We start from the raw sequence: 22,589 nt of genomic DNA, 5'->3' as shown, positions 1-22,589 counted from the left end.
CCCGTGATAGTTGGGTCTTTTTATTTTGTGCTGTCAAAATTATAATTTTTTCCGGTTGCCCTTCGTAAATACAATTATGTATTACGAATATTAAGGAACATGGATACACAACATTCGAATTATGGTATTTTTTGTTTGAAAAGTTTTTCTGAAAATGTGTGATTTCAGCTCGATGTTCTATTTAAAAATTATCGGGCGGCCCATCGATAAAGGAAAACGGCAACAACTGCATACAGAAAGTTGGGAATCCAAACCGCAACAACCGGCGGAGTAGAACCGCTGATGGCGAAAACCGTTGAAATTTGCAAAAACAGAATGTACGAAAAAGCCAGCAATAATCCCAGCCCAAGGTGAAAACCAAGTCCTCCTTTAACCTTACGTGAAGCCAGACTAACGCCAATTATAGTGAGGATAAAAGTTGAAAAGGGATTGGCAATTCGTTTGTGTTTCTCAATTTCCCACTCCACAAAGTTTACACCCCGCATTTTCATCAAGTCAATTTCCTTGAGTAATTCGGGTGTTTTATAGGTCTCCATTTCATCCTTCAACACCTTAAAATCTTTTGGTGTCATATTCAGCATGGTGTCAATTTGGTAACCGCTTTCCAGTTCATCATAGCCGTCGTGGATTGTTCGCTTAAAGTATGAATTTATAATCCATGTACCGGTTTCTTCCTTCCAGCGAATATTCGGTGCGGTAAGTTTTTCTTTGAGTTTTGCACCCTCAAAACGCTCAAGAGTAAAACGATGGCCCACGTTGTTTTGAGTAAAACTTTGCAGGTATACGTAAGTGCCCGGCTCAATTTGTCGGTGTACATTTCTTTCCGTCCCTATAGATCGACTTTTAATGTACTTGTCCTTAAAGTTGATCATGGTTTTGTTGGCAGGCGGAATTACGTAATTTCCCAGCACAAACGAGAGCATCGTAATTACAGCTGCCGAAAACATGTATGGCCGCATCAACCGGCGGTATGAAACTCCGCTGCTTAAAATGGCAATAATTTCGGTGTTGTAGGCCATTTTCGAAGTAAAGTAAATAACCGCAATAAAGGTAAACAGCGGACTGAACAGGTTCCCGAAATAAGGGATGAAGTTCATGTAGTAGTCTACAACAATAGCTCGGGTAGGGATGTCTTTTGAAATGAATTCATCAAGATTTTCCGAGATATCAAATACAATGGCGATGCTCAGAATTAAAGCGATGGCATAAAAGAAAGTACCCAGGTACTTTTTTGTAATATAAACATCTATGGTTTTGTACCACTTCATTCTGCTACAATCTGTTTTTTAATTTGATGACCATTTCGTTTTTCCAACTCACAAAATCGCCGTTTATTATTTTCTCGCGTGCCGTTTTTACCAGCCACAAATAAAACGCCAGGTTATGCTGGCTGGCAATTTGAGCGCCTAACATTTCTTTCGAAATAATCAGGTGCCGAAGGTAAGCTTTCGAATATTGGTCAACAAACGATGTCCCGCTTTCGTCGAGAACAGAGTGATCGTTTTCCCATTTTTTATTTCGGATGTTAATGATCCCTTCCGAGGTGAACAACATTCCGTTGCGCCCGTTTCGGGTAGGCATCACGCAATCGAACATATCAATTCCGCGGTGAATTCCTTCCAGAATATTAACCGGAGTTCCCACTCCCATTAAGTAGCGCGGGCGGTCTTCGGGCAGATCGGCGGTTACTATCTCCGTCATTTCATACATTTCTTCCTCGGTTTCGCCCACCGATAAACCGCCAATTGCGTAACCGTCGGCATTAAAGGTTTTTACATGCTCAACAGCTTTTCGGCGTAAATCGGTAAAGGTATTTCCCTGAACGATGGGGAACAGACTTTGTCGGTAACCGTATTTGGGTTTTGTATTGTTAAACTGAACAAAGCAACGATCGAGCCAGCGTTGTGTAAGTTCAAGCGACTTTTTGGCATAATCGTAATCGGCGCCTCCGGGTGTACATTCGTCAAAAGCCATGATAAAATCAGCACCGATCGTTCGCTGAATATCCATCGCATTTTCGGGTGTGAACATGTGGTACGAACCATCGATGTGCGATTGAAATCGCGCACCTTCTTCCGATAATTTTCGGAGATCGCCCAGCGAAAAAACCTGAAACCCGCCACTGTCGGTTAAAATAGGTCGGTCCCAGCGGTTGAATTTATGTAGCCCGCCCGCTTGCTCAATCACCTCCAATCCCGGTCGCAGGTATAAATGGTAGGTGTTGCCGAGGATGATTTCGGCTTTAATATCGTCACGGATATCGCGAGTATGAATACCTTTTACTGAACCTGCCGTGCCAACGGGCATAAAAATGGGCGTTTCAATCGTTCCATGATCAGTGGTGATTTTTCCGGCCCTTGCGCGTGAGTTGGAAGCTGTATTTTGTAAGAGAAAATCCATATACCCAAAATTGATGGGCAAATATAGCCAATTAACTCGAATAGAATAAGGCTGAGACCAACCGTGTCCTGTTAATAAAAACTAATTGATGTAAATAAAATTAGTATCTCCTGATAAGTGGATTCATTATTTATTTACCACTTTTGTCATCAATTAAAAAATCTCATTATTTGATCTTCGTCCTGAATGAACCACGACATTTTAGATAAACTGCATCAACTCAATTCCGTTGATTGGATCCTGATCGGTTCATTACTTTTTCTGTTTCTGATACGAATTTATTACCTGCTGTTTTTTACCGGGAGCCAGGTGATAAAAAGCCGAAAAGAAAACATTTCGAACGAAAAAGCCGCTCAACCCATTTCGGTATTTACAACCGTGAGGAATGAAGAGGAAAATCTGCGGCGAATTTTGCCACAGCTGCTTCAGATCAATAATGTAAAATACGAAGTGATTGCGGTTGACGATTATTCGCTTGATAATACCTATACGATCTTGGGGTACTTTAAGCAACATTACCCGCATATTAGAATTTCTGCGCTGAATGAGGAAACGCGGTTTTCGGTAAAACTAGCCCAGAATATTGCGTTAAAAGCAGCACAGTACGACTGGGTGTTGCTCTTTCCGGTTGAAAGCACCGAAGTTAAAAGCGACTGGCTTAGCGGCTTTACTTCAAACACCACCTCCAAAAATCGTAAAGTACTGATAGGCTACAATGGAATTCAAGTAAAACCGGGCTTATACAACCTCCTCTGCCGGATTGAATTTTTTTGGCAACAGTTAAAAAGTGCGGGTTATATTTCCAACGGAATCCCTTTTATTTATTTCGAAGAGAACATTGCTTTTAAAAAGCAGGAATATTTTAATATTGGAGGTTACGGATCGAAAACACGCGAGCCTTATGCCAATCTCGAACTGCTTATCAATAAGTTCATCACGAAGAAACAAACCGCCATACTATTTAACGAATCAACACGCTTAACCCGAAACGTATGTACCGAGAAAGACGATTATTTGAACCTGATAAAACGCAGTGTTCGAATTGAAAACGACTTGCCCTTATGGAAGCGGGTTTTCATTGCTTGTGAAACGTTAACTGAAATAATATATCTGCCTGTTTTGGTATTTATTCTGATTTATTTTTTCGAGCTATGGTTACTTATTACGGTGTTGGCAGGGCTAAAAATCCTGGCTCATTTGATCATAATTAAAATCGCTCAAAATCGTTTGAATGAACGTAAAATATTCATACCTTCGTTAGTATACGCTTTGCTAATGCCTTATTTTAAAATGGTTTACAAGTGGTACTTTAAACGGCAAAGTCGTAGGCAGGTATGGAAGACAAACGTTTAATATTATCGGAAAAGGCACGTCAGGATTACGAGCTTGTAAAGTCGGCTTTGCAAGGTAACGAGAAAGCTTTTGCCCGTTTATTAAACAAGTACAAGGATGCGATTTACTTCATGTTGCTTAAAATGGTGAACAATCGCAGCGACGCAGAAGACCTGACTTTAGAAGCCTTTGGTAAGGCGTTTAAAAGCCTCCATCAGTATTCTCCAACCTACGCATTTAGCACCTGGTTGTTCAAAATTGCCTCGAATAATTGTATTGATTTTCTCCGTAAGAAGAAGGGTGTGCATGTATCCATCGAAAACAAAGAGGAGAACGAAAACACCGATTCGGTGCGGTTAAAATCGAAAGAACCCGATCCCGAGGAAAAATTGATAAGAAAACAAAAAGCCATTCTGTTGCGGAATGTGGTGCGAAAACTAAAGCCTCGTTACCAGGTGTTGGTGGAGTTGCGTTATTTTAAAGAATTTTCGTACGAAGAAATTGCAAAAACCTTAGATTTGCCGCTCGGTACAGTTAAAGCCCAGTTGTTCAGGGCCCGCGAAATGTTGTTTAAAATGATTGAAAGTACCGAGATCAATCCAAAAGATTAAGGTGTAAATGGAAATTATTCAGAAATACTTCCCCGATTTATCAGTAAAACAAATTGAATTATTCGGACAACTTCAGCCATTATATGCCGACTGGAATGCAAAGATCAACGTGATCTCGCGAAAAGATTTTTCAGAATTTTACGAACGGCATGTATTGCATTCGCTGGGCATTGCCAAGTTCATTCGTTTTACAAAAAATACAAGGATCCTCGATGTTGGAACCGGTGGTGGTTTCCCCGGAATTCCTTTGGCAATAATGTTCCCCGATGTGCAGTTTCATCTGGTGGATTCGATAGGAAAAAAAATTAAGGTGGTGAAAAATGTGGCCGAAGCACTGGGGTTGGAAAATCTTACTGCCGAACAGATCAGGGCTGAACAGTTAAAAGACAAATACGATTTTGTAGTCAGCCGTGCTGTTACACGTTTACCGGAGTTTGTGCAATGGATAAATTTTAACGTTTCGAGGCAACAAAGAAATGCGCTGCCCAATGGAATTCTTTACCTGAAAGGCGGCGATTTGAAAGATGAACTGAAGCCATTTGGCCGAAAAGTTTTTGTGCAGGAATTGTCGGCATATTTTTCGGAGCGGTTTTTCGAAACCAAAAAAGTGGTTCATTTACCGCTGTAAAAAAGCGTTCCCCGAGAGATCCGAAGAACGCAATTGTTTATCCTGTCATTTATCCTTATTACAAGTATTCGTCGCCAAACGAAACGCCCATTTTCCTTGCTTTTGCAATAAGTCCGTTTTCCGGTTCAACCAGTCGAAGTTTTCCTCCAACTTCTTCCAGCGATACTGTTGTGAGGTCGTTGTCTTTTATAGCGACCATTGTTCCGAAATTACCTTCGGCAATGCACTGTGCCGCAAACGCACCGTAACGGGTTGCCAGAATCCTGTCCATAGGCGTTGGCGAACCACCACGCTGGATATAACCCAACACGGTTTCGCGTGTTTCAATTCCGGTGTAAGTTTGAATGGCTTCCGCTATGTGAGAAGCTGCCGACACTTCTTTTGGGTGATCGATCCCTTCGGCCACTACCACAATTGAGTAGGGTTTATTGTCTTCGTAACGGTTTTCGATTTTTTTGCAAACCGAACGGATGTTGTATTCCAGTTCGGGCAATAAAATAATGTCTCCACCACCGGCTAATCCCGAATAAAGTGCCAGCCATCCTGCATGGTGTCCCATGATTTCAATGATCATAACGCGTTGGTGCGAGTTGGCTGTGGTGTGCAAACGGTCGATAGCATCGGTGGCAATTTGAACGGCGGAATCGAATCCAAAGGTTACGTCTGTTCCCCAAACATCGTTATCGATTGTTTTTGGAATTCCAACAACATTTAAGCCTTCTTTTGCAAGCAGGTTAGCAGTTTTCATGGTACCGTTTCCCCCAATGCAAACTACGGCATCGAGTCCCAGTTTTTTATAATTCTTTTTTATTTTTTCCGGCTTATGGAGGTCATCGCCGTTTTTCTTCATCTTAAAGGGTTTTTCTCTCGAGGTTCCAAGTATTGTTCCTCCAAGCGTCAATATCCCCGACAGGGCCGATTCTTTTAAAACGTTGTGTTTCCCGCTGATCAGTCCCGAATATCCGGCATGAAATCCTAATACTTCCATTCCGTATTCAACTATTGCGGTTTTACCAACACCTCTTATCGCAGCATTTAAACCGGGGCAGTCTCCTCCGGCGGTCAATATTCCAATTCTTTTTGGTTTTACGGTATCATTCATAATTATTAATTTGTGACATACTACCAGTTCATATCCCGAATTTACAAAAGATGATTTTAATAAACGGCCCGAAGGTCGGTTAAATCGGTTTTTTCTTAATTTTTACCTTTTACAGACGGGAAAGAATAGAATTTAATATTTTTGTACTTTAGTCGTTCAATCGAATAAACGACATTTAATCTTTAACCAATTAAATAATATCAAATGAAAAGAATTTTCCTTTATCTGCTGGCAGCATCCTTTGTTTTTACCATGTCGTGTAAAAGTACCAAAACAGGTGGATCAGCCGGATTAAATCAATTAACAAAAAAAGAAAAAGAAGAAGGCTGGGTAATGCTATTCGACGGCAAAACCAGTGAAGGTTGGAAAGGTTATAATAAAGATCATTTCCCGACCGGTTGGGAAATTGTTGACGGTACTTTACATTGTAAAGGTTCAGGCCAGGGTGAAGCCGGTGGCCGCGATGGTGGTGATATTGTTACGACAAAAGAATACTCCAACTTCCGATTAAAACTGGAATGGAAAATTTCGGAAGGTGGAAATTCCGGTATTTTCTACCTGGGACAAGACAACACCAAATGGCCTCAGATTTATTACACCGCACCCGAGATGCAGGTGCTGGATAACGAGCGCCATCCCGATGCAAGAGCAGGAAAAGACGGTAACCGCATGGCAGGTTCGCTGTACGATTTAATCCCTGCAGTTCCGCAAAATGCAAAGCCTGCCGGCGAGTGGAATACAGTTGAGATTGAAGTATACCGCGGAAGTGTTTGGCACCGCCAGAATGGAGAAACGGTTTTGGAATATCATTTATGGACTGATGCCTGGAACAAAATGGTTGCCGACTCAAAATTCCCGGGTTTGAATCCCGACTGGGCTAAAGTTGCGAAGTCAGGTGTAATTGCTTTGCAGGATCATGGAGATGATGTTTGGTTCCGAAACATAAAAATATTGGAACAATAAAATAACTAAACACGATACTACGAAAAGCCCGGTAAATTTTACCGGGCTTTTTGTTTCCTAACCCGGATCATATTCCGATTCGTTCAGAATTTGCTGATATTCTTTGTTGTTCATTAATTCTTCCAGCGTTACTTCAGGATGTTCTTTCATGTATTGGCGAACAATCTGCCAGCCGATCCATACACCTGTTCTCCCCGGCGATTCTAATGGAAAACCGCTGGTGGTAGGGGCATCGTTCACGTATCGTACAATGTCCATTCGTTTGTTCGAATACAACATTTTATGCTCGATAAGATAGGTCCACATTGGCACTTCATTCATTTGGCACCAGTTGAGTTGTTCGGTGCTGTAACCGATTTTAAGAGAATCGGGCGTATCGGGGAGCATCGCATCAACCAGGTACATCAGTTTCCCTTTCTGTACAATATGGTCCAGCAGGTTGGTGGCCGAATTCGGATCTTCAAACTCTGTAAGTGCCCAGGCATAAGCCACTTCCGGAACGATGCGATCTTTGTGCATGTTCTGAATTTTGTATTGCGGAGTGGTATTTAGTTGCTGGTAGTATTTGCAATCGCGCCCAAGGTATTTGTCCAAACTGATCCCAACCAGGTTTTCGGCCGTAACAATCGACTGATTAAAACCCGAGATGTAGGTATAGATGGTCGGGATTTCTTTATCGGGGAAATGCCAGGCAAAATATTTGAAGGCTTTTACCAGCTGTTTATCCAGCTTTTTCGGATTATTGAAAACCGAATCGGTTTTAACTTTTACTTCCTGAATCAAGGTGTCAGCAAGAAATGTTTTCATCAGTTCCGGAAAATCCTGGTCGCCAATTCCTCCTATTCGAATGATCCGATAAGTGAAGAGGTTAAAAAAATCGGGATATTCATTGCTTAATTTTGCTATCGCTTCAAGTGTGTCGCCTTCTTCAATATTAAAAAGCAGTTCGCCAAAAGGTACAATCTCGGCCTCCGATTGGATGTCGGAAATGTCAACTTTCAACGGATTTCGCTTACAGGCCGACAGCACAACAATTAACATTATGAGTAGAAAAACAAGATGCTTTGGTCGCTTCATTTTACAAGATTTTTAAATCAATACGCATGCTGCAGATTAATATTGCGAAATTGAACTAAAAATTGAACTTTTGCAATTGTTATTCATTCAGGTTTGAAGCGACGAAGACCATGCTGAACTTTAAACGCTGAACGTTAAACTCTAAAGGATGAAAGTTGAACTCGCGCAATTAAATTATACCATCGGCGATTTTGAAGGCAATTCAAAGAAAATTATCGATGCGATCGAACGGGCAAAAAGAAAGCAGGTCGATCTGGTGATTTTTTCCGAATTATCGGTAACCGGATATTATCCGCACGATTTACTCGAAAAGAAGGAATTCATCAAAAAGGCTGAAGAAGCAGTTTTGGTTATTGCGAAGTCGTGTGAAGGTGTGGCTGCCGTTATAGGGGCACCGCGCATCAATGAGAACGAACGCGGTAAAACACTTTTCAACTCAGCTTTCTTTTTGAGCGACGGGAAGATCCAAAGCATGCACAATAAAACACTGCTGCCGACTTACGATATTTTTGACGAATACCGTCATTTTGAACCCAACCGCGAGTTTCAGATTGTGGAGTATAAAAACGAACGTATCGCCATAACCATTTGTGAAGATTTGTGGGACGAGCAACCTACTGCCAATGAGTTTGGAAAAGATAAGTTGTATTCCATTTCGCCCATGGAAGAGTTGGCCAAACTCGAACCCGATTTTGTGGTGAACATTTCCGCCTCGCCGTTTTCGTTTAACCAGGAAGGCTGGCGAAAAGATGTATTGGTAAAAAAAGCGAAAAACTTCGGTATCCCAATTTTATACTGCAACCAGGTGGGCGCACAAACCGAATTGATTTTCGACGGAGGATCGGTTTTTATTGATCGTGATGGCGAAATTGTGAAAGAATTGAAGTATTTCGAAGAAGATACTCTGGTTGTTGATACCGAAGATTTAGGTCAAAAGCAAGTGCAGAAACACACTGATTACATCGAAAAAATACATGATGCACTGGTGCTTGGAATTCTTGATTATTTCCAGAAAATGGGATTCAAACAGGCTACTCTTGGCCTTTCCGGCGGAATTGATTCAGCGGTAGTTGCCGTGTTGGCTGTTCGTGCACTCGGGCCTGAAAATGTGCGCGTACTGTTAATGCCATCAAAATATTCATCGGAGCACAGCGTGGAAGACGCACGTATTTTGGCCGAAAACCTCGGAATTCGTTACGATGTTGTGCATATTCAGGAAACGGTTGACGCATTTGAGAAAGAACTGAAGCCGCTTTTCGAAGATCGTGCACCTGATGTGGCTGAGGAAAATATACAGGCACGCGCCCGTGGTATTTTTGTAATGGCCATTTCGAATAAATTCGGGCACATACTTTTGAATACCACCAATAAAAGTGAGAGTGCTGTGGGCTACGGAACGTTGTATGGCGATATGAATGGTGGATTGGCCGTTTTGGGCGATGTGTATAAAATGGATGTATATAAACTATCGCGATTCATGAATAAAGACGGCGAGATCATTCCTGAAAATACCATTGTTAAACCACCTTCCGCCGAATTGCGTCCTGATCAGAAAGATACCGATTCGCTGCCCGATTACGAAGACCTGGATGTGATGTTGTTTAACTATATTGAACTTAACAAATCGCCGCGCGAAATTGCCGATATGGGTTTTGATGAAAGTGTTGTACGAAAGGTAGTTCGCATGGTGAACATGAATGAATATAAACGCTTTCAGGCGGCTCCTATTTTAAGGATAAGTTCAAAAGCATTTGGCTTTGGCCGCAAGATGCCGCTGGTTGCCCGCTATTAAATAAAATCTTTAAAGTGTTGGATTTACAATTACAGAATTCGATGTCTGTAGTGTAAAATAAAGGTTAAAAAAAATCTATTATTAACATTTTTTTTTAGCTTTGATGCTGTAAAACATACAGACGGTAATATGTTAAATACAGAGATGGGAGTGAAAGATATTGTCGAGAATCAAAAGTCGATTTTTTACCTTTTATCTCCGGATGAAAAAGAGGAACTGCAGCATCATATTTCCTTATCTCATTATAAGAAAAACGAGTTTGTTTTTAAAGAAGGCGATAAACCAGCCGGATTTATGATTCTCGTAAATGGGAAAGTGAAGATTTTTAAGGAAGGCGTTGGTGGCCGCGAGCAAATTATTCGCATGTCGAAACCACTTGGACTGATTGGTTATCGTGCATTGCTCGGCGAAGAAAATCATATTGGTTCAGCAGTTACACTTGAAGAATCTCTGATTTGTACGATAAGTCCGGATTTTATTTTTAACCGTGCGTTGAAGAACAGCGATTTTTCACACAAAATCATTCGTAAGCTTTGTAAAGAACTGGGATTCTCGAATGCCCGGACCGTCACACTAACCCAAAAACATATTCGCGGAAGGCTTGCAGAATCGTTAATTTTGTTAAAAGATAAATACGGTTTTGAAAACGATGGCACCACTTTGCGCGCTTATCTTTCGAGAGAAGATATTGCCAATCTTTCAAACATGACCACTTCGAATGCTATTCGTACGCTTTCGACTTTTGCCAGCGAAAAAGTGATAGCTATCGACGGGCGAAAAATAAAGATCCTCGATCCAAATCGTTTGGAACGGATCAGCAAATTGGGTTAGTGTCGTGTCAAGCCTGCTCTAACGGACAATGATTTGTTCTTTTGAATTTTTTCGACGTTAAAAAATATTTACAGAACGCCGCTATGCGCATATTTTTTGCCTTGTATAAATCCAAAATAACTTCATCCTATACGTCATTTCAGACATGACAAGACACTAGAGTAGATATAAGATTTATATAGTTTTCGAAATGTCACCTGTTGTTTTCCGGGTGGCATTTTTTTATTCCTGCAGGTAAACCCGTTTCACGCGTTGCGAGATTCCGGTAAGTATTTCATATGGAATGGTTCCTGCCTTTTCGGCAACTTCGGTCACTGTAATATTAGGCCCAAACAATTCTACCCGATCACCCGCTTCAACTTTAACTGCGCTTACATCCAGCATTAGCATGTCCATACAAATGTTACCGATAATGGGCACTGTTTTACTGTTAATAAAAGCAGTTCCGTTTTTGTTTCCCAGTTTCCGATCAATTCCGTCGGCATATCCAATGGGAACGATGGCAATTTTACTTTCGTCCTTAACTTCTCCTTTTCGGTTGTAGCCCACTGTTTCGCCTGATTGAATGGTTTTTACCTGCGAAACCGTGCTTTTTAGTGTACCAATGTTTTCCAGCGGAAGTCCGGTTTGCGAAACGCCGTAAAGTCCAATACCCAGACGAACCATTTCGAACTGTTTATTGGGGAAGCGTTCAATTCCTGCTGAATTCAGGATGTGACGATCAAAAGAATAAGGAATCCGTTCAGCGATGAATTTAGTGAATTGTTCAAACCTTTCGAACTGTTCGCGCGTGTAATCATCCAGATTTTCATCGTCGCTGCCAGCCAGGTGCGAAAATACCGAATGTAATTTTACCCGGTTTGAATTTGTCAGCAGTCCAACGCTTGTGCTAATCTCAGCATCTGTTTTCAAACCCAACCGGTTCATTCCCGTATCGATTTTGAGATGCACTGGAAATTCAAGAATGTTGGTGGTTGAAATCGCATCCACAAATTCTTTCACCAGATCGGTACTGTATAAATTCGGTTCCAGCCGGTGGTCGAACATATTCTGAAAACTGTCGCGTTCGGGATTCATGACAATAATGGGCAAATGAATTCCGGCTTTTCGCAGTTGAACGCCTTCGTCGGCTACTGCTACAGCCAGGTAATCAACCTTCTGAAACTGTAATAATCGTGCAATTTCCACATCGCCGCTGCCATAGGAAAATGCTTTTACCATGACCATTATTTTGGTTTTAGGTTTTAAAAGCCCTCTGAAAATATTCAGGTTATGCACCAGAGCGTTCAGGCTAATTTCCAGCACGGTTTGATGCGCCTTTTGCTGCAACAATCCCGAGATCCGTTCGAAACGGAATTGACGTGCCCCTTTTATCAGTATGGCCGAGTTCTGAATGGAGTACCGGCTAAAACGACTTTCAAAATCCAGGATATCCCGGTAGAATTCGCTGTTTATTTTGAACTGTTCGCGATTGGCACTGATGTCTTTTCCAATGCCCACCAATCGATCAATTCGCCATTTTTTCAGCAAATTATTTACCCGGCTGTAAAGTTCTGGCAGTGGCAATCCGGTTTGTTGAATATCGGAGAGTATAATTACCTTTTCCTGTTTCTCGCCCGCTTGCTGCATCAAAACCGATAGCGCAATCGACAGCGAATTCAGATCGGAATTGTAGTAATCGTTGATTAAAATGTTTTGATGGTTTCCCTGTTTGATTTCCAGACGCATGGCCACCTGCTGCAATTGCCGAAAGCGGGAAAGGAATCGTTCAGGATCTTTTTCGAGAGCAACAATAGCCGCAAAGCAGTGGCAGGCATTTTCGATGGCCGACTCGTCGTTAAACGGAATTTCGAAAGAATATTTTTTCGCTTTATATCGGGCCACTAATTCTGTATTTGTTGCTTTCTTCTCAACTTCAAAATGAATCGCAGTCTTTTTGTTTTTAGTGCTCCAAAAAACAGGTTCAACATTGTTGGCGTGGCAAAATGCTTTTACAGTCGATTCAACTATCGGATCATCGATTCGGCAAACCAGTTTTTTTGCATTACGAAATAAAAGCAATTTTTCATCCAGCTTTTGCTCTACTGAAGTAAAAAATTCCTGGTGCGCATCACCAATATTGGTCAGGATGCCCAGTTCCGGTTGAATCACTTTCTCAAGGTTCTGCATCTCCCCGGGTTGTGAAATACCCGCTTCAAATATCCCGAGTTCGTAACTTCGGTCCATCAGTAAAACCGAAAGCGGAACACCCACCTGCGAATTATAACTTTTAGGATTTCGAACGATTTTTAGGTCATGTTCCAGAAGGTCGTATAACCATTCTTTAGCGATGGTTTTTCCGTTACTGCCAGTAATTCCCACAACCGGGTAATTAAATTGTTGCCGAACGTATGCAGCAAGTTGCTGTAGCGCTTTAGTGGTATCGCTTACTAAAATGAACGCGGCATCGTTGCTTATAAATTTCTTATCGGAAATGACAAAATACCTTACACCTTTAGTGATCAGGTCGGCAATAAAATGGTGCCCGTTGTGCACGGGACCTTGAAGTGCAAAAAACAATGGATTTTTTTCGGTAGAATGCAAACGGCTATCCGTAATTACTCCCAAAATATTACTGGCTAATTCTTCCTCTGTGGCATTTACTTTTCCATAGATTGCTGTGGCTATTTGATTTAATGGAAGATTCAGCATAATTATTTTACGGCTTTGTTATAGCAACTTCGGCACAGCGGTTCGTAAGCTTCTTTTTCACCTAAAAGTACAACTTGTTCCTGTTCGGTTAAGCGGTGCGAAAATTGCGCAATGCTTCCACAACGAACACATATGGCATGCACTTTTGTTACGTAGTCGGCAATGGCCATCAATCCGGGAATGGGGCCAAAAGGAACACCTTTAAAATCCATATCGAGACCGGCAATGATCACTCGCGTGCCCATATTGGCCAGTTTGGCAACCACATCAATAAGACCTTTGTCAAAAAACTGGGCTTCGTCGATTCCCACAACATCAACATTTCCTGAAAGCAACAAAATGTTTGCTGAATTTTCCACAGGTGTGGACCGAATGGTATTCTCGTCGTGCGAAACCACTTCATCCTCCGAGTAACGCACATCAACAGTTGGCTTAAAAATCTCGACCGACTGACGGGCAAACTTCGCCCTTCTCAACCGGCGTATCAGTTCTTCTGTTTTTCCCGAAAACATTGAACCGGCTATAACTTCAATGGTGCCAACTTTTTTGTGGCCGTTTACATCCCTTTCAATAAACATTAAACGTTACTCTTATAGATTTTACTACTTTTACAAAAGTATAATTTAAACGTTTTTCTTCGCATAATGGAAAATAAAAAACTACTGAAGTTTCTTTTGAAGGACATTGCCAAGATTGAGGAACTGTTTGCAGAAAAGGGCAGTACGGGTTTTGATGATTATGAGCTTGAATTTTTACAAAGTCGCTTTAAAGCAGCCAAACAAATTATTCAGATTCTGGAAGATAAAGAGGGAAAATCGTTGAATCATTCGTCTTCGGTAGAGCCGGTGAATGCACTGTCGGAGCAGGAAACGCTTATTGAAACTTCGGATGAAAAAGCAGACACGAAGGAGGAAAATACACAGGCGCCTGAAATAGAAGAGCCTGTAGCAGCAAAAAAGCCTGAGGACGAAGAAGTGTCGGAAGTTCAGACTGTTGTAGAAGAGATTGAAGAAGTGAAAGAGGAGAGGGAGGAAATTATGGATGAAGCGCCTGAACCTGAAGATGAGAACGCAGATACAGAAGAGATTCTGGAAACGGATTCTTCTCCCGAAGAAAATAAAGTGGTATCGAATGATGATGTGGAACTCGAAGAAGAAACTGAAGAGCTGAATGGCCGAACTTTGGGTGATAGCTTTTTAAAAGAAAAATCAGTGAACGATCTACTGTCAAATGGCAGCGGTAAGTTGGAGAATAAACTGTCAAACAGTCCCGTGGTAAGTATTCAGGGCGCCATCGGAATAAACGATCGTTACCAGTACATTCGCGAATTGTTTAATGGCGATGCCGATAATTTTGTAAAAACCGTGACCGAACTCGACCAACTGAATAACATTCAGGAGGCGGTGAGCTATCTTCAGCAAAATTACAGGTGGAAAAAAAATGAAACCAGTCTGAAATTTGTTAATCTGGTAAAACGTCGTTTCCCTAATGGATAAAAGCGGCAAATTAATATTGGTACCAACTCCTATTGGCAATTTGCAGGATATTACTTTGCGGGCGATCGAGGTGCTTAAAAATGCCGATGTGGTCCTCGCCGAAGATACCCGGGTGTCGTCAAAACTTATGAAACACCTCGAAATTGAAAAACGCCTGGTTTCGCACCACAAATTCAACGAACATAAAACGGTGAATTCCATTGTTCAGCAGATTGAAATGGGGAGTCTTGTAGCTTTGATCTCCGATGCAGGAACACCGGCCATTTCCGATCCCGGATTTTTACTGGTGCGTAGTTGTGTGGAAAATCAGATTGAAGTGGAGTGTCTGCCCGGAGCTACGGCACTGATCCCGGCATTGGCAGTTTCCGGACTCCCAACCGAAAAATTTGTATTCGAAGGATTTTTACCGCAAAAAAAGGGGCGTCAAACCCGACTGAAATTTCTGGCAGAAGAAACACGAACGATGATTTTGTACGAATCGCCTTTTCGTTTAGTTAAAGCGTTGAATCAGCTGGCCACTTTTCTTGGAGAAGACCGACAGGCTTGTGTTTGCCGCGAACTCAGCAAAATGTTCGAAGAAGTAAAACGCGGAAGCCTGAACGAACTGGAAAACTACTATACCGAACATCCGCCAAAGGGCGAAATTGTGATTGTAGTTGAAGGGAATAATGGGAAGTAACCGCGCTGCCAGAGGGCACAATTAGGAAATATGCAACGAAAATATACACACCTCTTTTTCGATCTCGATAATACCCTCTGGGATTTTAAAACCAATTCAAAAATTGCCATGAAGTCGGCATTCAGATTGTTGAAGCTCGATAATGGCGATGTAAGTTTCGAAGAATTTTATGCTGCTTATTCCCGACACAATAAAGACTTGTGGGACGCCTACCGTAAAAATCAGGTAAAAAAGAAGGAGCTAACTTTTCAGCGTTTTCAATTCACTTTCGATGATTTGAACATAAGCGGAATTGATGCCAATAAAATGAATGAGCTTTACTTGCACGAAATGCCAAAGCAAAATCAATTGGTTGACGGAACACTTGAATTACTAAACATATTAAAAACAAAAAATTACAAGCTATTCATCATAACCAACGGATTTAAAGAAGTGCAATATAAAAAACTGCAAAGTTCGGGGCTCGAGTCCTATTTTACAAAAGTATTTATTTCGGAAGAAGTTCGTACGCCGAAACCTTCACGTGAAATCTTCGAATATGCACTAAAATCGGCCAATGCAAAAAAGAGCAGAAGTTTAATGATCGGCGACGACTGGGAGGTGGATGTTTTGGGAGCACTTCGCTTTGGGATGGACGCCGTGCATTATCAAGCTTTTTGGCAGGCTGACGGTAATAAACATAAACCTTTGGAGCGCACACCGGAAGGGGCATTTAGGGTTGTTAATATAAAAGATATTGCAGAACTATTATAGCAGCAAAAATAAATACAAACAGATATTTTATTCGGCGTTTGTCACTTTTTAGGGCAAAAAACTTACAATTTGTTTGGCAGATTTGAAGTTTATTCGATATTTGCATAATGTTATTTTAACAAACTTTAAGAATTATGACGGAAGGGTAATTTGTGACATGACGGATTTGGGGGAATCCAGTCACAAATTAAGACATATTGAAATTTACTATAAATGCTGTTTAATTATTAATTTAAAACTATTTCTATGGGGGGTAGTATATGTACAACCTGTTTATTTCCTGATAGCTTATTACATCATAATTTTTCAGGGCAAAATACTTTGCCGGGAGGATCCCACTCAACATATACTCACGATTACCCTTCGTAGGATTTTGGCCTCCCGGCATTTTCTATCACCTTGCATAGGTAGTAATCAGTTGATTAACAGAACATAACCAGATTAATTCATGCAATGAATACATTTTACATTTTTTACAGCTGTTTAATTAATAACTAAAAATTATTTCTATGAAAAAAATTGCGATTTTTTTATCGATGCTCCTTTTCATGGGTAATTTGGTAGTAAATGCTCAAACGAAGACCATAACCGGACAGGTTGTATCTTCTGAGGATGAGATGCCAATACCCGGGGTTTCGGTAGCAGTGAAGGGTACCACCTTGGGTACAGTTACCGACATCGACGGAAACTTTGAATTGAAAGTTCCGGAGGATGCAAAAGAACTGATTGTTAGCTTTGTAGGGATGAAGAATCAAACTGTGATTCTGACCGAAGCAACAAGTTATTCTATTTCTATGGAACCCGATTTAGTTGGTATCGATGAAGTGGTAGTAACTGCAATTGGTATTGAGCGTTCAGCGCGTGAGGTTGGTTACTCGATGAGTAAAGTAGACGAGGAAACGCTGACTATGGCCAAGTCGCCAACTCTGGCAACAGGTTTACAAGGTAAAGTTGCAGGTTTGCAAATTTCTACTACCAGTACTGGTGTAAATCCCGATCAAAGGGTAACACTTCGTGGTAACCGTTCTTTTACTGGTAATAACCAGGCACTTCTTGTTTTAGATGGAGTTCCGGTTTCACTGAGCTATTTAACTTCGTTGAATCCGAATGACGTTCAGGACATCAGTATTTTGAAAGGGGCTAACGCTTCTGCTCTTTATGGTTCTGATGCTGCTAACGGTGTTATCATGGTTACAACAAAACAAGGTAGCAAACAAAACATTCAGATTCAATTTAGTAATTCAACTACCTTCGACAAGTTGGCTTATCTACCTGAAATGCAGAATCGTTTTGGTTCAGGCTCATCGAGCGATGCTTATGGTAACCCGGTTTACGAATCGTACGAAAACCAGCAATATGGTCACGAATTCGATGGCGAACCCATTATGATTGGTGTTTATGATGAATATGGAAATTTTCAGGAAGTACCTTACTCTCCTATTTCCGGAGAGAAAGAAGCCTTTTTTAATACTGGTTTAACGATGCAGAACGACCTCTCGTTTTCTGCTGGTGATGATAAGGGCTCATTCTTTATTTCATTGCAGGATGCGGTTGTTAAAGGTCTGATTCCAAAAGATGAATTAAGACGCGATGCGGTTCGTTTTAACGGTACCCGCAAATACAAAGGCTTTACTGCAAGAGCCAATGTTAACTTTACGCATATAGAGGATGATGTTACAGTTGACAATGTATTGTGGTCGGTATACAATACTGCACAGCACATCCCATTAACTTCTTATTCCGACTGGAGACCACTTTCAACTCCGGAATGGACCAACTGGGCCGATATTAACCACTATTACAATGCATACTACGACAACCCTTATACGCAAATTGATAAGGATCGTAGAAAAAGAAGACGCGATCAATTGATCGGTACTTTGGATTTAAGTCAGCAAATTACTCCATGGTTAAAAGCCACTGCAAGGACATCGATGAACTTGATGACAAATGTTTGGAAAACGACTTATGAAGCCTGGGATTTTAGCGATTGGGCTATTCATGATTCAGGTAGGTCTATCTCCGGCGATATTAAAGCCGATGTTCAGGATGGTTCTACTTTGAGCTGGCGTTGGACCAACGATTTCCTTTTAACAGTTGATCATACCTTTGGCGATTTTAGTCTGAATGCAATTGCCGGTGCTTCAACACGTTCAACCTATTATAACTACTTAAGAACCGATGTTTCTGAACTTGAAGTACCGGGAGTATACAACCTCAGAAACCGATTAGGGGAATTAACCGGCGATCAATATTATACCGAAACCAGACGTTGGGGTGTTTTTGGTGATTTAACTTTAGGTTATAAAGAATTCTTATTCCTGCACGCTTCAGGCCGTAATGACTGGGATTCTCGTTTGGATCCAAGCAACTGGTCATTCTTCTACCCGGGAGTTGATGTATCGTTTATTTTTACCGAAGCTATTCCGGGATTAAAAGACAACTCAGTTTTGTCATACGGTAAAATCAGAGGAGGTATTGCCAAAGTAGGTAGTATCAACATCAGTCCTTACGATCTTGAAAATACATTTGGTGTCACAGGTGGATTTCCATACGGAAGTTTAACTGCTCACTCAATTAGTAATTCATTGAAAAACCGTTACCTGGAGCCTGAATTCACCTTGTCGAAAGAGATTGGTCTCGATCTGAACTTCCTTGAATCAAGAGTTAATCTGGAGGCTACCTACTACACTATGTCGACTACCAACCAAACACTGCCGGCAGAAATTGCCTATTCATCAGGTTACAGTAACATGAATGTTAACTCTGGTGAAATGAAAAACAGTGGTCTTGAACTGGAGTTGGGATTAGTACCTGTTTCAACCAACGATTTACGTTGGGATGTTAACGTAAGTTATGCCTACTTAAAAAGTGAGGTTGTTTCTTTAACCGATGCTTTCGATGAATTGTACTTAGGAAATAACTTTGTATATGCGATTGTTGGTGAATCTTATCCGGTGAATAAAGCATCTGATTTTGACCGTGTAATGGATGAATCCAGTCCGTATTATGGAAGAGTTATTGTGGATGCCAGCACTGGTATGCCAACTAAAAGTACCGATCTGCACATTACAGGTCAAACCACACCAAAACATATTGTAGGTGTTCAGACTTACCTTCGTTGGAACGGATTTACAGCAGGTTTATCAGCAGAATACCGAGGCGGACACGTAATGCGTAGTGGACTTGGTAACGACATGATGTTCCCGGGAATTGATGCAGTTTCTGCTTCAGCCGGTCGTGAAAGATTTGTTTATCCTAACTCGGTCATTAATGTTGGAACAGCCGATAATCCGGAATATGTTGAAAATACCAATATCACAACCATTGAAGGTAATGTTGATTTCTGGACACAAACTTATCGTAATATTTCAAGACCGTTTGTAGTGAACGCAGCCTTCCTCAAAATTAGGGAAGTTAGCTTGTATTATGACGTGCCTGGTTCATTCCTTAATAACTATACCGGCGAATTCATTAAAGGTATAAGAGCCGGTTTTATTGGACGTAACTTGTGGACCTGGTTGCCAGAATCAAATGTTTATGGAGATCCGGAAGCAAATAATGGAAGCGGTAATGAAGTGGGTTATTCTCCTGCAGGAGCTATTCCTCCTACAAAATCGTACGGTTTTAACTTGACAGTAACATTCTAACCAGTTAAAAATGAATAAGATGAAAAAAATACTTATATACTCAGTGATGATGATCCTGTTCGCAGGATTCACGGGATGTAATGATTGGTTGGATATTAATCAGGATCCAAACAACCTGACATCTTCAACAAAAGAATTAGTGCTAACCGGTGCTGAAAAGCAATTCGCAGAACGTCAGCAAATCGGGAGCAGCGGTGGATACAATGCGCTTTATGGAGCTTGGATCGGATATTATGGGCACTCCGGAGGATGGTCAGGATGGAATAATGTTAAAAGTTATAATATGACATCTTCTGATTACAATGCCGATTTTAACGATCCTTATCGTGCAGAACTCAAAAGCTTGCAGTATGTGAAAGCTGCAGCGATGGAAGAAGGTAACTTTGCATACATGGCTATTGCCGATATATTATCTTCGGTAACTTATCAAAGATTAGTTGATACATACGGCGATATTCCGTACAGCGAAGCTGTTGGAGGTTTCGATGGTAATGTAACACCTGTTTACGACGATGCTCAGGAAGTATATAATGATTTGGTTATGAAATTGGATTCGGCAATTATTTATTTGAATTTAGCCGCTGAAAATTCACAGACCGTTGATGAAACTTCTGACATTATTGGTGGTGGTGATCTTGAGTACTGGAAGCAAATTGCCAATACTTTTAAGCTTCGTATACTTATGCGTCAGTCGCTTGCCAGGGACAGTTACGTTAGCAGTAATATGAGTTTTGATGAAGTAGGATTTATCACAAGCTCTGTAACTGCAAATCCAGGGTATATCGATAATACATCAGGTAAAATGAATCCGATTTATACAGCCTATGGTAAAAACACCAGTGGCGATTTAACCAGTGCTAACCAGCAATATGGTCTTAACGTATTTTTGTCAGCCTTATATAAATCATCAAACGACCCACGTCTCGAACTGTGTTGGGAACCGGGTGTTGAGTCTGAAAATTATGACCATGCGCTTCAGTTAGGGCAAAACGGTGCTCCGGAAGACCACTGGGGACATAGTTCTGTACGTATGGGACCTGGTATCTACGGTGGAACCACTAACGGTGATGTAATGGTGATTTCGATTATGGAAACTGATTTCCTGATTGCAGAAGCCCTGGCAAGAGGTTACAATCTGTCGTCGGCAGGAGTTACCGGTACCGCACAGGAATACTGGGAAGCTGGAGTTGTTGCATCTATCGAATATTATGGAGAGAGAAAAGGTGTTGAAACGGATGATTTAATTACAACTTATCTGGAAAACCTTGTCGGTGATGCTGCCTGGAATGATGGAGATCCTATAAGATCTATTATTTATCAGAAATACATAGCCATGGTAGGAATAAACCATTATGAGGCATATGCCGATTTCCGCCGGACAGGTTATCCTGAACCAGGTGATCCAAATGAAATTGAAACATCGATGATCTCTTATTATAATAACATTATACGTGCACAGGTTCCTGTTCGGATGCTTTATCCTCAGCGGGAACTCGATATTAATTCAGAAAATGTAAATGCAGCCATCGATAAAACAGGAGTTACTTATAACTCAGAATTTATAATGGATGCAAAAATTTTCTGGGATGTTAATTAATCATTGAACAAAAAAAATGAAATATAAAATGAAGACATTGAATAAAATACTAATAGCAATGACAGCTGTTGCGTTGATGGTCACTACTTCGTGCCTCGACGATAGTATGGTTGATATTGAGGTAGAGAACTTTGCCGGTTCTCCCTATATTGCTGATTTTAACGAGTTGCCGAATTCTGCCGGGTATATAAAAAGGTCATTTCAGGGTACTACAGATCCTTCAGTAACATATTCTGCCAATTTTAGAGTGAATTTATCTTCACCCTGGCAATTGGACGAAGATTTACAGGTAACTGTTAGACTTGATGAACAGGCTGTTCAGGAATATATTGCGAATGTGGATCCTGAATTCCAGGTGCTTTCTGCTTCGAAACATAATTTTTCAGAGACTACTGTTACTATTCCGGCAGGTGAGCGGGAGGTTGAATTTTCAGTTGATTTTTCTCCGGCAGGTCTGTCGGCCGATGATAAATACATGATCGCATTTTCGATTGTATCTACATCAAATCCTGATGTTCTCATTAGTGGAAACTATGGAACACAATACGTACAGATTGGTGTAACCAATATTTTCCATGGTTCTTATACCTTGGATGCATACTGGTTATATGGTGGTGCAACGGATTATTCATTCCTGTGTTCTACTGATGATTTAGCGTTTGGAACAGTTTCTTCACGTACTATTATTACATCGTATACTTATCCGGGATGGGGATATAACTACCTGATCACGGTTGATATGGATAATCCTCAAACTATTGAAGGACATGAAGGTGCGATGAAATTTACTGTTACAGTAGAAGGTAGAGAAGATGCCTGCGAACAGCATGACGATTACAATGGTGAAGTGTGGAACTACTGTTATCAGGATGAAAACGGTAAGTATCATTTCAAATTGTGTCAAACCTATACATCGGGAAGTGGACCACACTTTTCGGCGAACTGGTATCACCAGAATTAAAGATTTATGGTATAAAAAAGAAGTCA

At 41.0% G+C, this 22,589-nt stretch carries 18 protein-coding genes; 12 read left to right on the top strand and 6 right to left on the bottom strand.

The genetic code is table 11. From position 1 onward, the window contains the following. Positions 1-188: 188 nt before the first annotated feature. Both WFY05_RS18860 and tgt read right to left on the bottom strand, forming a co-directional pair. On the bottom strand, positions 189-1,268 hold the full coding sequence (locus WFY05_RS18860) for an LptF/LptG family permease (protein WP_340114474.1): 1,080 nt from the start codon (positions 1,266-1,268) through the stop codon (positions 189-191). Between the two features lie 4 nt (positions 1,269-1,272). Continuing rightward, entirely contained in the window at positions 1,273-2,400 is a 1,128-nt protein-coding gene (gene tgt / locus WFY05_RS18855; protein ID WP_340114473.1) for a tRNA guanosine(34) transglycosylase Tgt, read from the bottom strand. Positions 2,401-2,586: 186 nt separating this feature from the next. Between tgt and WFY05_RS18850 the strand changes: the two genes are divergently transcribed. The 3 genes from WFY05_RS18850 to rsmG are packed head-to-tail and all read left to right on the top strand — an operon-like array spanning position 2,587 to position 4,971. After that, positions 2,587-3,753 carry a glycosyltransferase gene (locus WFY05_RS18850; protein WP_340114472.1) on the top strand — a complete coding sequence of 389 codons (1,167 nt, stop codon included), beginning with the start codon at positions 2,587-2,589 and terminating at the stop codon, positions 3,751-3,753. Beyond that, positions 3,735-4,343, top strand: a complete 609-nt coding sequence (locus WFY05_RS18845) for an RNA polymerase sigma factor (RefSeq protein WP_340114471.1) — start codon at positions 3,735-3,737, stop codon at positions 4,341-4,343. The genes WFY05_RS18850 and WFY05_RS18845 overlap by 19 nt, the downstream gene beginning before the upstream one ends. A 7-nt stretch (positions 4,344-4,350) precedes the next feature. Continuing rightward, on the top strand, positions 4,351-4,971 hold the full coding sequence (gene rsmG / locus WFY05_RS18840) for a 16S rRNA (guanine(527)-N(7))-methyltransferase RsmG (RefSeq protein ID WP_340114470.1): 621 nt from the start codon (positions 4,351-4,353) through the stop codon (positions 4,969-4,971). A 58-nt stretch (positions 4,972-5,029) separates the two neighbouring features. Here rsmG and WFY05_RS18835 read toward each other — a convergent pair whose 3' ends face one another. Then, positions 5,030-6,073, bottom strand: a complete 1,044-nt coding sequence (locus WFY05_RS18835; protein ID WP_340114469.1) for an ATP-dependent 6-phosphofructokinase — start codon at positions 6,071-6,073, stop codon at positions 5,030-5,032. Between the two features lie 204 nt (positions 6,074-6,277). On the opposite strand from WFY05_RS18835, the gene WFY05_RS18830 reads away from it, so the two are divergent. Continuing rightward, positions 6,278-7,036: a 3-keto-disaccharide hydrolase gene (locus tag WFY05_RS18830; RefSeq protein ID WP_340114468.1), complete on the top strand. Its 759-nt coding sequence runs from the start codon at positions 6,278-6,280 to the stop codon at positions 7,034-7,036. A gap of 57 nt (positions 7,037-7,093) precedes the next feature. Here WFY05_RS18830 and gldB read toward each other — a convergent pair whose 3' ends face one another. Beyond that, positions 7,094-8,113, bottom strand: coding sequence for a gliding motility lipoprotein GldB (gene gldB, locus WFY05_RS18825; RefSeq protein ID WP_340114467.1), 1,020 nt, complete (start codon positions 8,111-8,113; stop codon positions 7,094-7,096). 148 nt (positions 8,114-8,261) lie between these two features. Between gldB and WFY05_RS18820 the strand changes: the two genes are divergently transcribed. Together WFY05_RS18820 and WFY05_RS18815 are read left to right on the top strand one after the other, a co-directional pair. Beyond that, positions 8,262-9,905 carry an NAD+ synthase gene (locus tag WFY05_RS18820; RefSeq protein WP_340114466.1) on the top strand — a complete coding sequence of 548 codons (1,644 nt, stop codon included), beginning with the start codon at positions 8,262-8,264 and terminating at the stop codon, positions 9,903-9,905. 129 nt (positions 9,906-10,034) lie between these two features. Next, positions 10,035-10,736: a Crp/Fnr family transcriptional regulator gene (locus WFY05_RS18815; RefSeq protein ID WP_340114465.1), complete on the top strand. Its 702-nt coding sequence runs from the start codon at positions 10,035-10,037 to the stop codon at positions 10,734-10,736. Positions 10,737-10,958: 222 nt separating this feature from the next. On the opposite strand, the gene WFY05_RS18810 is transcribed toward WFY05_RS18815, so the two are convergent. Together WFY05_RS18810 and WFY05_RS18805 are read right to left on the bottom strand one after the other, a co-directional pair. Further along, positions 10,959-13,427 carry a bifunctional UDP-N-acetylmuramoyl-tripeptide:D-alanyl-D-alanine ligase/alanine racemase gene (locus tag WFY05_RS18810; protein ID WP_340114464.1) on the bottom strand — a complete coding sequence of 823 codons (2,469 nt, stop codon included), beginning with the start codon at positions 13,425-13,427 and terminating at the stop codon, positions 10,959-10,961. A gap of 2 nt (positions 13,428-13,429) precedes the next feature. After that, on the bottom strand, positions 13,430-14,005 hold the full coding sequence (locus WFY05_RS18805; protein WP_340114463.1) for a thymidine kinase: 576 nt from the start codon (positions 14,003-14,005) through the stop codon (positions 13,430-13,432). Between the two features lie 66 nt (positions 14,006-14,071). Between WFY05_RS18805 and WFY05_RS18800 the strand changes: the two genes are divergently transcribed. From WFY05_RS18800 to WFY05_RS18775, 6 genes are all read left to right on the top strand, one after another. Beyond that, positions 14,072-14,923: a DUF8457 domain-containing protein gene (locus WFY05_RS18800; RefSeq protein ID WP_340114462.1), complete on the top strand. Its 852-nt coding sequence runs from the start codon at positions 14,072-14,074 to the stop codon at positions 14,921-14,923. Next, positions 14,916-15,602, top strand: a complete 687-nt coding sequence (rsmI, locus tag WFY05_RS18795; RefSeq protein WP_340114461.1) for a 16S rRNA (cytidine(1402)-2'-O)-methyltransferase — start codon at positions 14,916-14,918, stop codon at positions 15,600-15,602. The genes WFY05_RS18800 and rsmI overlap by 8 nt, the downstream gene beginning before the upstream one ends. Before the next feature lie 30 nt (positions 15,603-15,632). Next, a complete protein-coding gene (locus tag WFY05_RS18790) occupies positions 15,633-16,355 on the top strand; it encodes a YjjG family noncanonical pyrimidine nucleotidase (protein ID WP_340114460.1) in 723 nt (240 codons plus the stop codon). A 509-nt stretch (positions 16,356-16,864) separates the two neighbouring features. Then, a complete protein-coding gene (locus WFY05_RS18785; protein WP_340114459.1) occupies positions 16,865-20,005 on the top strand; it encodes a SusC/RagA family TonB-linked outer membrane protein in 3,141 nt (1,046 codons plus the stop codon). A gap of 19 nt (positions 20,006-20,024) precedes the next feature. After that, on the top strand, positions 20,025-21,602 hold the full coding sequence (locus WFY05_RS18780; protein ID WP_340114458.1) for a SusD/RagB family nutrient-binding outer membrane lipoprotein: 1,578 nt from the start codon (positions 20,025-20,027) through the stop codon (positions 21,600-21,602). Positions 21,603-21,630: 28 nt separating this feature from the next. Continuing rightward, entirely contained in the window at positions 21,631-22,563 is a 933-nt protein-coding gene (locus tag WFY05_RS18775) for a DUF1735 domain-containing protein (protein WP_340114457.1), read from the top strand. Positions 22,564-22,589 lie beyond the last annotated feature (26 nt).

The sequence above is a fragment of the Maribellus mangrovi genome (assembly GCF_037646455.1).
GTDB classification, from domain to species: Bacteria; Bacteroidota; Bacteroidia; order Bacteroidales; family Prolixibacteraceae; genus Draconibacterium; species Draconibacterium mangrovi_A.
The sequence above is the reverse complement of the archived record's forward strand: the minus strand, read 5'-3'. Positions and strand labels throughout refer to the sequence as shown.

Coding starts and splice junctions, on each gene's coding strand:
- WFY05_RS18835 (WP_340114469.1), bottom strand. CDS start 6,073: ATGAATGATACCGTAAAACCAAAAAGAATTGGAATATTGACCGCCGGA.
- rsmG (WP_340114470.1), top strand. CDS start 4,351: ATGGAAATTATTCAGAAATACTTCCCCGATTTATCAGTAAAACAAATT.
- tgt (WP_340114473.1), bottom strand. CDS start 2,400: ATGGATTTTCTCTTACAAAATACAGCTTCCAACTCACGCGCAAGGGCC.
- WFY05_RS18800 (WP_340114462.1), top strand. CDS start 14,072: ATGGAAAATAAAAAACTACTGAAGTTTCTTTTGAAGGACATTGCCAAG.
- WFY05_RS18810 (WP_340114464.1), bottom strand. CDS start 13,427: ATGCTGAATCTTCCATTAAATCAAATAGCCACAGCAATCTATGGAAAA.
- WFY05_RS18805 (WP_340114463.1), bottom strand. CDS start 14,005: ATGTTTATTGAAAGGGATGTAAACGGCCACAAAAAAGTTGGCACCATT.
- gldB (WP_340114467.1), bottom strand. CDS start 8,113: ATGAAGCGACCAAAGCATCTTGTTTTTCTACTCATAATGTTAATTGTT.
- rsmI (WP_340114461.1), top strand. CDS start 14,916: ATGGATAAAAGCGGCAAATTAATATTGGTACCAACTCCTATTGGCAAT.
- WFY05_RS18780 (WP_340114458.1), top strand. CDS start 20,025: ATGAAAAAAATACTTATATACTCAGTGATGATGATCCTGTTCGCAGGA.
- WFY05_RS18820 (WP_340114466.1), top strand. CDS start 8,262: ATGAAAGTTGAACTCGCGCAATTAAATTATACCATCGGCGATTTTGAA.
- WFY05_RS18775 (WP_340114457.1), top strand. CDS start 21,631: ATGAAGACATTGAATAAAATACTAATAGCAATGACAGCTGTTGCGTTG.
- WFY05_RS18845 (WP_340114471.1), top strand. CDS start 3,735: ATGGAAGACAAACGTTTAATATTATCGGAAAAGGCACGTCAGGATTAC.
- WFY05_RS18785 (WP_340114459.1), top strand. CDS start 16,865: ATGAAAAAAATTGCGATTTTTTTATCGATGCTCCTTTTCATGGGTAAT.
- WFY05_RS18830 (WP_340114468.1), top strand. CDS start 6,278: ATGAAAAGAATTTTCCTTTATCTGCTGGCAGCATCCTTTGTTTTTACC.
- WFY05_RS18860 (WP_340114474.1), bottom strand. CDS start 1,268: ATGAAGTGGTACAAAACCATAGATGTTTATATTACAAAAAAGTACCTG.
- WFY05_RS18790 (WP_340114460.1), top strand. CDS start 15,633: ATGCAACGAAAATATACACACCTCTTTTTCGATCTCGATAATACCCTC.
- WFY05_RS18850 (WP_340114472.1), top strand. CDS start 2,587: ATGAACCACGACATTTTAGATAAACTGCATCAACTCAATTCCGTTGAT.
- WFY05_RS18815 (WP_340114465.1), top strand. CDS start 10,035: ATGTTAAATACAGAGATGGGAGTGAAAGATATTGTCGAGAATCAAAAG.